This window comes from Parafrankia soli (assembly GCF_001854695.1).
Lineage (GTDB): Bacteria > Actinomycetota > Actinomycetes > Frankiales > Frankiaceae > Parafrankia > Parafrankia soli.
The window spans coordinates 1-9934 of record NZ_MAXA01000035.1 but is presented as its reverse complement, the minus strand read 5'-3'; the positions used below and the strand labels follow the sequence as shown (position 1 = coordinate 9934).

General features: G+C 68.9%; 7 protein-coding genes and 1 pseudogene. 2 read left to right on the top strand and 6 right to left on the bottom strand.

All coding sequences use genetic code 11. The features are described 5' to 3' along the window. A pseudogene (locus BBK14_RS38075) lies at window positions 1-364 on the top strand (IS1634 family transposase); the annotation flags it as partial. A 16-nt stretch (window positions 365-380) separates the two neighbouring features. On the opposite strand, the gene BBK14_RS34625 reads toward BBK14_RS38075, so the two are convergent. From BBK14_RS34625 to BBK14_RS04800, 6 genes are all read right to left on the bottom strand, one after another. After that, window positions 381-698 carry a monodechloroaminopyrrolnitrin synthase PrnB family protein gene (locus tag BBK14_RS34625; protein WP_071059996.1) on the bottom strand — a complete coding sequence of 106 codons (318 nt, stop codon included), beginning with the start codon at window positions 696-698 and terminating at the stop codon, window positions 381-383. A gap of 85 nt (window positions 699-783) precedes the next feature. Further along, complete coding sequence (locus tag BBK14_RS04820) at window positions 784-2100, bottom strand: beta-ketoacyl [acyl carrier protein] synthase domain-containing protein (RefSeq protein ID WP_071059995.1); 1317 nt, start codon at window positions 2098-2100, stop codon at window positions 784-786. After that, window positions 2090-3046: an SDR family oxidoreductase gene (locus BBK14_RS04815; RefSeq protein ID WP_071059994.1), complete on the bottom strand. Its 957-nt coding sequence runs from the start codon at window positions 3044-3046 to the stop codon at window positions 2090-2092. Before BBK14_RS04815 ends, BBK14_RS04820 begins: the two co-directional genes overlap by 11 nt. 91 nt (window positions 3047-3137) lie before the next feature. After that, window positions 3138-4583, bottom strand: coding sequence for an MFS transporter (locus BBK14_RS04810; protein WP_071059993.1), 1446 nt, complete (start codon window positions 4581-4583; stop codon window positions 3138-3140). Window positions 4584-4602: 19 nt separating this feature from the next. Next, window positions 4603-6081 carry a 4-hydroxyphenylacetate 3-hydroxylase family protein gene (locus BBK14_RS04805; protein WP_071059992.1) on the bottom strand — a complete coding sequence of 493 codons (1479 nt, stop codon included), beginning with the start codon at window positions 6079-6081 and terminating at the stop codon, window positions 4603-4605. 104 nt (window positions 6082-6185) lie between these two features. After that, window positions 6186-7502, bottom strand: a complete 1317-nt coding sequence (locus tag BBK14_RS04800) for a flavin-dependent oxidoreductase (RefSeq protein WP_071059991.1) — start codon at window positions 7500-7502, stop codon at window positions 6186-6188. 738 nt (window positions 7503-8240) lie between these two features. On the opposite strand from BBK14_RS04800, the gene BBK14_RS04795 reads away from it, so the two are divergent. Continuing rightward, window positions 8241-9290, top strand: coding sequence for an AraC family transcriptional regulator (locus BBK14_RS04795; protein ID WP_071059990.1), 1050 nt, complete (start codon window positions 8241-8243; stop codon window positions 9288-9290). Window positions 9291-9934 lie beyond the last annotated feature (644 nt).

Genomic DNA, 9934 nt, shown 5'->3' with positions numbered 1-9934 from the left:
CTACAAGGGCCAGGAAGCCTCCGAACGGCGCTACGGCGCGTTCAAGGGCCCGCTCGAGGCCGACCCGATCTACCTCGAGAACAACAAGCGGATCCACGGACTGCTCCACGTCGTCGGCCTCGCGTTGCTGCTGTTCTCGCTGATCGAACGAGAGGTCCGGCGTTCCACCGGTCCGACCGGAACGGTCGCCGGTCTCTACGCTGGCCGACCCGCCAAGCCCACCGGCCGGCTCCTACTCGAAGCCCTCTCCGGCCTGCGTCTCGTGCCCGCCCGCGACGGCCAGCCCGCCTACATCCCCCGGCCCACACCGCTCCAGCAGCGCGTACTCAACCTCCTCGGAGTAGACCCGACCAAACCCCCGTGATCACGAAACGGGCAGGTCAAAGCATGAAAACCAAACGTGCGGAGTACAGGACCTCGGGGACCAGCCCGACCGGTTCGTGGCCGTGCCGCTTGATCGATCCGAGGAAGAGACCGACGTCCCGCATGGCCGCCAGGCAGTCGTCCATGTCGAGGTCCGCCAGTCCGCGTGCGTCCGGCAGGAGGTCGCGCAGCGATCCGACCAGGCTCGTGACGTCGGCACGCCGGTTCATCTCAGGAAGCCGGCCGCACACCTCGTCGGCACCGAGCGGATCAATGGCGCGTACATGCTCGATCTGTATGTCGTTTCCGTGAAGTAAGGAGCCACGGAAAAACATCGTTGCCTCCAGGATGTTCTGGGGAACAGCAGCGAGGCGAGCCGGAAAAGTGGCATGGAAAGTCCCGCGCCTGCCGACGCCCGGATTACGGTCGCCCGCCGGGCGCCCTTTTTTCCGGGGTCGTCGTGAGTACCACGTGAACGTTGGTCGAGGAAACACCCTGGCCGTTGACCGCCGCGACGACGGGCGTTCCCCGGTCCRGCAGCCTGGTCAGGATGGTCGGCACGGCGAGGGGAACACGGTCCCAGTCGACCGCCGGGTGGGGAGTGGTGAAGTGGAGGCTGGCGGGAACGGCTCCGTGCTCCAGGCACAGCACGGTCTTGATGAGCCCGGCGACGCCGCCCGCGGCCTCGGCGTGGCCAATGTTGGACTTGAGCGAGCCGACCAGGCAGGGTCGGCCGGCCGGGCGCCCCTGCCCCAGCACGGCGGTGAGCGCGCGCAGCTCCGCCACGTCGATCCGGGTGCCGGTGCCGTGCGCCTCGACATAGTCGACCTCGGCGGGCGCGATCCCGGCGTCCAGGTAGGCACGACGCATCGCTTCGGCCTGACCCTTCTCCGAGGGGTGCAGCAGCGTCTCCTTGTCCCGGCCGTCATTGGTGACTGCGCTGCCGGCGATGACGGCGCGCACACGGTCGCCGTCCAACAGCGCGCGGACCAGCGGCTTGAGCAGCACCACGCCGGCCCCCTCGGCCCGCACGAAGCCGTCGGCGGACGCGTCGCCGAACTTGCACCGTCCGTCGGGGGACGGCACCCCGCCGCGACCGAGCATGACACCGGCCTGCCGGCCCGACAGCAGGCTGACGCCGCCGGCAAGGGCCAGCTCCGCGTCCCCCGCGCGCAGGCTGCGGCAGGCCAGGTGGACCGCCACCAGGGAGGACGCCTGCGCCGCGTCCACAGTGACGGAGGGCCCTCGGAGATCGAACGTGTGACTCACCCGCCCGGAGAGAAGGCCGCGCTGGTGGGAGCCCACGAAGTCACCCAGGTCGAGCCCGGCGGACCGGGACCGGAGATCCCAGAAGTCCGAGGCGGACTGCCCGACACAGACGGCTGTGGGGCTCCCGGCGATGCCGGCCGGGTCGAGGCCGGCGTCCGCGATGGCGTCGTGCACGACCCGCAGCAGCACGTGCTGCTGGGGATCCATCCGGGCCGCCTCGTCGGGATCGATACCGAAACGGGTCAGGTCGGAACAGCCGGCGCCGTCGATGTGCCCGGCCCGCCGCAGACCGGTCCCGGACCGGGCCGGCCCGACCGCATCGCGCGCCTCGGCCAGCAGACGCCACAGCTCCCGCGGACCACGGGCGGACGGCAGCTCACAGCCCATGCCGATGACGGCAACCGCGCTCTCCCGTCCTTCGACGGTGACCGAGCCCTCCCGCCTCTCCCCGGGACGCTCAACTGCCATGGTCGGCTCTGACCGGATCCGGCGTCCCGGCGCCGTTCGAGCTGGCGGCCGCCCATATTTTCCAGGGCTGGGCGGCGACCCACTCGTTGATCGGGGTGAGGCGGATGCCCAGGACACGCTCGACCTCGTCGTGGTCGGCGACGAAGAGCTCGGCGTCACCGCCGGTGCAGGCCCACCGGTAGATTCCCGCCACGCCTGCCGCGGCAGGCGTGGCGAGCACCGTCCGCAGCCCCGTCTCGAAGTCGTTCACCTCCAGCGGAACGTAGGCGACGTCTCTGCCGAGCACGGCGGCGAACACCTGTGCCAGCTCTCCTCCCGTCACCGTGTCGGGGCCGCCCAACGACAGCACCGTTCCCTCGAGCCCCTCACCGTGCAGGGCCGCGAGGGTGGCCGTGGCCAGGTCCGCGTGCGAGAGCCAGGAGACCCTGCGCCCCTCGGGCAGCGGATAGGCCAGCACGCCGTCGTTGATCAGCGCGGGCCCGTTCCACGGGCTGAACAGGTTGTCCAGGTACACCGGCGGGCGCAGTACGACCGTCGGCAGATCACCGTCCGCCAGCACGGCCTCGGCGGCGCGGCGGGTCTCATAGGCCGCGTACGGGGTGACCTGCCCCGGCAACGGGGTGTTGGTGTTGTAGACCAGTCGGGTCACGCCCGCCTCACGCGCGGCGGCGGCCACATTGCGCGCATAGGTCTGGACCAGGTCCACGTCGTAGACCAGCGGCAGCACCACGGATGCGTGCGTGACGCCGACAAAGGCCTTGCGGACGTCGTCGAGCTCGGCGAGGTCGCCCAGAACGGTCGGAAGCTCTGGTGCGCCGGGGACCGGTGCACCAGAGCCCCGGGCGAACCCGCGGACATCGAGGCCCTCGGCGAGCAGGGCTCGGGCCACGGCGTCTCCCTGGAAGCCACGCGCTCCGATCACCAGATATGTGCGGTCCTCTGACATGGTTTCTCGCCCTTTCGTCGCTGTGCTGTCGTGGGCCGGCGGCGGCCGCGGACGCACCGGTCGCTGTGTCGTGATGCAGCCCCCAGGGGGCTCAGCTCTCCCTGTCGCCTGGTGCGGCCATCGACACCGGTGGCMTTTCCCGGGTCGGCTCCTGCTGTGGTCTCGCCGTCCGTGGCACCGCCGCGTAGAGGGCGGACAGCAGCGCGATGGCGGAGGCGACGATGAACGCGACGGCGAATCCACTGGTGAGCGTCGCGGGATCGTCCGGACCGCCCTCGGCGGAGACGCGCGCGCTGGCGATACCGCTCAGCACGGCCAGACCGATGACCGAGCCGAACTGCTGACTGGTGTTGATCAGCCCGGAGGCGAGGCCGATCTCCTCCGGCCCGGCGTCCGCGGTCGCCGCGACGTTCGTGGTGATGGCAACCAGCGGAAGGCCGACCCCGAGGATCAGGCTGGGCAGGAGGATGTCCCCGGTGAACGAGCCATCGGGAGACAGCAGCGACAGCCACGCCATGCCGACGGCCACGAGCACATAGCCCGCGGTCATCGCCGGCCGGAGCCCGAGGCCGCCGATCAGCCGGTCCGCGTTGGAAGCCACCAGAATGACCACGACGCACAACGGGAGCAGCGCGCTGCCGCCCGCGACCGGTGAGTAACCGAGAACATCCTGCAGATACGCACTGACGAGGAAGAACATCGGAAAGAGCACGACCTGCCCGAGCGCAGAGAGGAGGTTCGCCCGGCGTAGGACCGGCCTCCGCACGACCGCGGCCGGAACCAGGGGAACGCGCACCCTGCCCTCCAGCCAGACGAAGACCGCCAGGAGAACCACCGCCGTCGCGCCGGGTACGAGGGTCCGCGGCGAGGTCCAGCCGGCCACCCCCGTGTTCACCAGGCTGTAGGCGAGCAGCGCGAGCCCCGAGGTGACGGACAGCGCGCCACCGAGGTCGAAGCCGAGGCGTGCCGACGGACGCGTGTCCGGCACCAGCGCCCGAAGAGCCGACCCGACGAGCACGAGGCCGGCGACCACGTTCAACCCGAACGTGGACCGCCAGGTCAACCAGCTCGTGAGCACGCCGCCGAGCACGGTTCCCGCGGCGCCGCCCGCGCCGGCCATCGCCGCGAACACGCCCAGCGCCCGATGACGGTCGGGGCCGTCCGGGAACAGGCTGAGCAGCAGGGCGAACGCCGCGGCCGCCGCCAGAGCCGCACCGGCACCCTGCACCGCACGGGCGGCGATCAGCCACGAGGCCGTCTGCGCCACCGCGCCGGTCAGCGACGCGGCGACCAGGACGGCCAGACCCGTGAGGAACAGCCGCCTGCGCCCGAACAGGTCCGCCAGACGACCACTGAGCAGCAACAGCCCGCCGAACGTCACCAGATAGGCGTTGGCCACCCAGGACAGAGTCGCCGCCGAGACGTCGAACTCGTCCCCGATCGACGGCGCCGCGACATTTATGATCGCCGTGTCCAGAATAAGGAGGAACTGGGTGCCGGCGAGCAGCGTCAGGGCGCTACGGGCAGATTTTTCCAAAAGGTATCACCTGTTTCGGCTAGCTCGTCAGCGCTGGCTCGGCGGGAAGGTCATAGCCCTGCATGCACCTCTCGACGAGCTGCTCCAGAAGTTCCGGCCGGCTGTCGCGCAGAATCATCGGAAAATAGACGTGCAGCGCGCCGTGGTAAAAGCGTTCGTACTGCTCGTGCCGGCCGGCGAACTCCGAGCCGAGCGCATCCCACGCGAGCTTCAGGAGCTTGATCCGCCGTTCGGCAGGATGCCCCGGCGAACGCACGTACTTCGCGATCAGGCCGCCCATCTCGGGGTGACGCAGGTCGAGGCCGGACGCGGGGAGCTGGATGAGCCCGCCACCGGCAAGGAGCTTGACCTCCTGGACGATCTTCGGGTAGATCTCGCCGGCCATGGCCCGGTGTGCGGATGCGATCTCGTTGTTGATCCGTACCCCGCTGCCCCCCGGTACGGGTTCCCAGGCCGCCTCGGCGGCGAGGACCATCGACCTCGCGACGGTCAGCCAGCCGAGGATCTTCCCGATCTGGTTCTGCACCGGCGGCAGCTCATAGGTGTTGTTCGCCTTCGCGATGAGGATGGCGAGCCCGGACAGGAACTCGAGCTTCGTCCAGAACCGTGTCGCCGCCTGATGCACGAAGTTCGCGTAGGCCGCCGTGCCCCACCACTGCAGCAGCGCGGCACGGGTGTCCCGGTACACCAGCACGCGGTCCCAGGGGACGAAGACGTCGTCGCACACCAGTAACGCGTCGTTCTCGTCGAACCGGGAGGACAGCGGATTGTCGAACACGCTTCGCGCCGAAGCCTCGTACGAGGCACGAGAGACGAGCTTCAGCCCCGGCGTGTCGATCGGCACGGAGAACGACAGCGCGTAGTCCACGTCCTGCGGGGGCAACGGCTCGATGGTGCCGACGATGATCTCGTTTCCGAAGACCGCCGCGGTGCCTATCATCTTGGCGCCACGGACCACGATCCCGCCGTCGAGCTCCTTCACCGCCCGGACGTAGAGGTCGTCCTCCTCCTGCTCGGAGGCGGACCTCGTCCGGTCGATCTGCGGGTTCGTGATGGTGAACGCCTGGTACAGGTCGCCGCCGGCCATCCGGCGGTGGTAGGCACCGAGGTTCTGCCGGCCGTCGAAGGACTCGCCCGCGAACACCTCGGGGACAGCCAGGAACCCGGCGATGCCGCCGGCCATGTAGTCGGGCGAGCGCCCGAGGTATCCGAAGCTCGCTTCGGCCCAGACCTTGTACGCCTTGCGCCGGGCGACCAGGTCCTCGTAGTTCTCCGGAATCCGGTACGCCCGGTGTTCTCTGGTGCTTCCGTCGTCGCCGCGCACGGTCAGGACGTCGACGAGTCCCGGATCGTGGGTCAGATCGTAGAGTTCGGCGATCGAGCGCGCCGTGTTCTGGAAGGCCGGGTGGTTCGTGACGTCCCTGACGAGTTCGCCGTCAAGCCACACCTGACGGCCGTCGCGCAGGGAATCAAGATACTGGCTTCCGGTACGGGTCATGTTGCCTCTCTCGCTGCGATGACCAGTTCTGCGGTGATCCGCGTGGCAGACAGGGAATCGTCGGGGCGCGGCGGGGCCCGGGAGGCTGTCCCGCCGCCTGGAGATCACCCGGTTACGCCCACGAGACGGGCCCGTCGGGTGTCGTAGGGAGACCTGGTGTTGACGCTGCCGCGGTCGAAGGCGGCCAGTTCGGCGTATCGATCGCATATCGCACGCAGTTCGGCGGTGGGCAGCACGTCGTCGACGGTCGCGAATCCCTCTGGTGCGCGGCGGGCGACCAGGTCGATAACCGCCTCCGGACCCATCGCCCGATTGGCGATCTGGACCTGCGTGGCCACCGGGCGCCGATGTCGTTCGTAGGCTGTCAGGGCACGTTCGACATCCGGCTCCAGTGCCATGAAGTAGGCGAGGGCACGTGCGTCGATCACAGCCTGGGTCGTCGCGTTGGAGCCCATGGGATGCATCGCGTGCGCGGCGTCGCCGAGCAGTGTGGCCTGCCCGCGGCTCCAGGTGGGCAGCGGGTCGCGATCGATCATCGGGTACTCGAAACATCCGCTCGCGGCCTGGAACAGGTCGGTCAGAAGGTGCCCGCCGGTACGCCATCCCACGAACTCGTGGGCGAACTTCCCGGCCGGCACCGGCCGGTTCCAGTCCGAGCGGTCGACCTCAGCGGTGTCGAAGCGACGGGAGACCGCCCAGTTGAGCAGCACATGCCCGTCACCGCGGGACGGGGTCACCGCGTACACCACCGCCTTGCGGACTCCGTCACCCATGATGACCATGCTGTTCGCCGGGCTCACCGGCGGAGCCCAGGCCATGCCGCGCCAGACGACCTGTCCGTTCCAGACCGGTTCGCCGTCGTTGCCGAGGAGCGACCGCCGAACGGCGGAGTGGATTCCGTCCGCGCCGACCAGCAGATCGGCGGTAAGCCTGGTGGGCTGACCGCCGCGCAGGACGTCGACGTGCACCCCGGACCGGCTGGACACCCCGGTCACGCGGCAGTCACTGACGAGTGCGCATTCACCGAGCCGGGTGCGGACCGCGTCGAGAAGCACCTGCTGGAGCTCACCTCGTCGGATCGACAGTTGCGGCCAGTCGTAGCCGTCGGCCCGACCACGCGGCTCCGCCATGATCAGGTCACCGTGCTGGTTGTGGTATCGAATCTCCGCAGTCCGCACCGCCCGCCTCGCGACATCGTGATAAAGGCCGAGCGCGGCCAATTCACGTACCGCGTTGGGCAGCAGGTTCACCCCGGCGCCCAGCGGGCGTAGTTCAGGTGCGGCTTCCAACACGACGACACGGTCGAAACCGGCGTCCTGCAGGCTCAGTGCTGCCGCGAGCCCACCTATCCCCGCGCCCGCGACGAGAACTTTCGCGGCGCGAACCGACGCGCTGCCCGAAGTGCGCCCGGCTGCAACCACGACCTGGCTCCTCCCCCCGTACCCGTCGAGAACCGGCCCACGACAACGGTTCTCCACCCGAACCGGGGAGGCAATAAAGTATCGACCAGGGCTACTTAACAAACGTCCATGCGTCCGGGACGGCTCGATGCCCGCGCGTCCCCGGGTGTCCGATACTCTGCGCACCCTGATACCACATTTGGCCACTACTGTCACCAAATATGGCCCGTCCTGCGGCGGCGGACAATCGCAGCTGGTTGGGCGGGCGCGTAGTCGGAGGTCGGCTCGATGTGGCCGCATCGCCTGCGGGAACGGGAGTTCCACGGGACCCGTCCGGGCCCCGGAACGGGCCTGCGCCACCCGGGGGCCGCCGAACGAAAAGTGGAGTTTCCTGGATGACCCGGCAGTCCTGGACACCACCGAACTGGCCGCGGGCAGGCGCGGGTGGCATTGGCGCTATGTCGATCGAGCCGAGCGGAAATCCCCCATTGCCCGTGAGACTCGTCACCTCGGCGGCACCGCCCTACCCGGTCGAGGGCCCGGGGTCACATGGCTTGACCTGGGCCCCGGCCCCGAAGACCACGCGATTCCCGATCAAGATGATATTGTCGTCTTCGCGACCAGGTGCAGACCTGAATCTGGCGGTTGTGTACAGGTTAGGCTCGGATACTGATGTACCGCGGATGACCCGGTCGAACGCCCGGTGTTCCGCAGACACCGTCCAATGGAGCGAGCCGCCAGTACCGAGGGAGCGGGGACATGCCCGTGCAGGTAGCGGACCAGGAAAACGATCTGCTGGGTGAGCTTCTACGTCCGATTCGTCTGACCGGAGTGTTCCAGAGCCATTGGCTACTGAATTCTCCCTGGTCGATCGAGGGTGATTCTGAATCGGACTGCGTCGTACTCCACTACGTCATCGAGGGCTCGTGCTGGATYGGCACCGAGGGGGCCCGGCCGGTCCTACTGCGAGAGGGGGACCTGGCGGTATTCCCCACCGGGCGGTCGCACCGGGTCTCAGACCGCCCTGATCGGCGAGGCGTGCCGCTGCGGACCCTGCTCGCCGACCGCTCGCCGGGGACCTCGAGCCAGCTGGCTCTCGGTGGAGAGGGCGAGCAGACACGGATACTCTGCGCGGGCCTCTACTACGACGCCAACACCGTGTCCTCCCTGTACCACGCGTTGCCGTGGATCCTCACGCTCGAGCGGGAGGCCGTGGAGGCGGAACCACTGCTGCGGGACATCATCCACCAGCTCGTCACGGACCGGGATGGCGGGCCCGGGGCGCGCCTGATCACCCTGCGGATCTTCGAGGTCTTCTTCATTCTCAGTCTCCACCCACTGCTGCGCGGCATGATGGATCGCCCGGAGGTGCTCACCGCGCTGAAGGACCCGGCCATCAGCAAAGCTCTGCTGATCATGTACACGCGATTCGTCGAGCCCTGGACGATCGAGTCCCTGGCCCGGGAGGTCGGCATGTCTCGATCGGCCTTCGCGGCCAGTTTCCGCGAGATCGTCGGCGAGAGCCCGTCCAGCCATCTCATCCTCCGCCGGATGCGTGAGTCCGCGCGTCTTCTCGCGGAAAGCGACATCCCGCTCGGCGCGATACCCCAGAAGGTCGGGTACAAAAGTGCGGTCGGCTTCCACATCGCTTTCCGCAAGCGTTTCGGAATCACGCCCGGGGAATACCGTCAGTGCTTCCGGCGGGCGACCGGGAAGGCACCCACCGAGGGCGGCGCGCGAGACGGCACCGTAAGATCCACGACGCTGGGACGGGAAGGCTCCGCACCGAGGGTTTCAACCGGGCTCTGAGCGGTGCCCGTCATGCCGCGGGCGCGCGGGCCTCGTCCGTGAACCACGCCCGGCGGCGCCTGCTGGGAGGGCGCGGCGCCGGCGTTGTCGCCATGGCCGCCGCAACGGGTCCGCGCACCTCGTTCCCGACGCCGAAGGATGAGCGTCTCTCGCCCTGCCTGGCCGGCACCCCCGTCCTCGACGCGCGTCCCCGTCTGACGCGTCCCCGTTTATCGATTTTCCGACCAGAAGGCCGAGCATCGACCCGGCCGTGAAATCGCGTTGCCCGACCAGCGAATGCCAGCCGTTTGTGCGCGTTCCTGGCGTGACGTGAGGACGGTGCTCTTTCGGTAGCCCCTCCGCCGGCAGCCGTAATCCCCGGGTGCGTCGCTACCACCGCGCAAGCACGGTGCCAGGCAGGGGCTACGACGGCGATCCTGACAGGTTCGAGCCGGTGCGTCCGTTCCCCGAGCCACGCGGGTGGAGGATCGAGCAGGGCCCGAACCCGGGAACAATCATCATCGGCTTGGTGAACGACGAGCTGACCCTCGGCCTGCACCCGGCGCTCATCTAGTGCGTTGTCCGTGAATGCGGGTCGGTTCTTGTTGATCAGGCGGCGTTTCGGACGTGGCCCCAGCGGTGCTGGTGTTCGGAGCGGATACGGG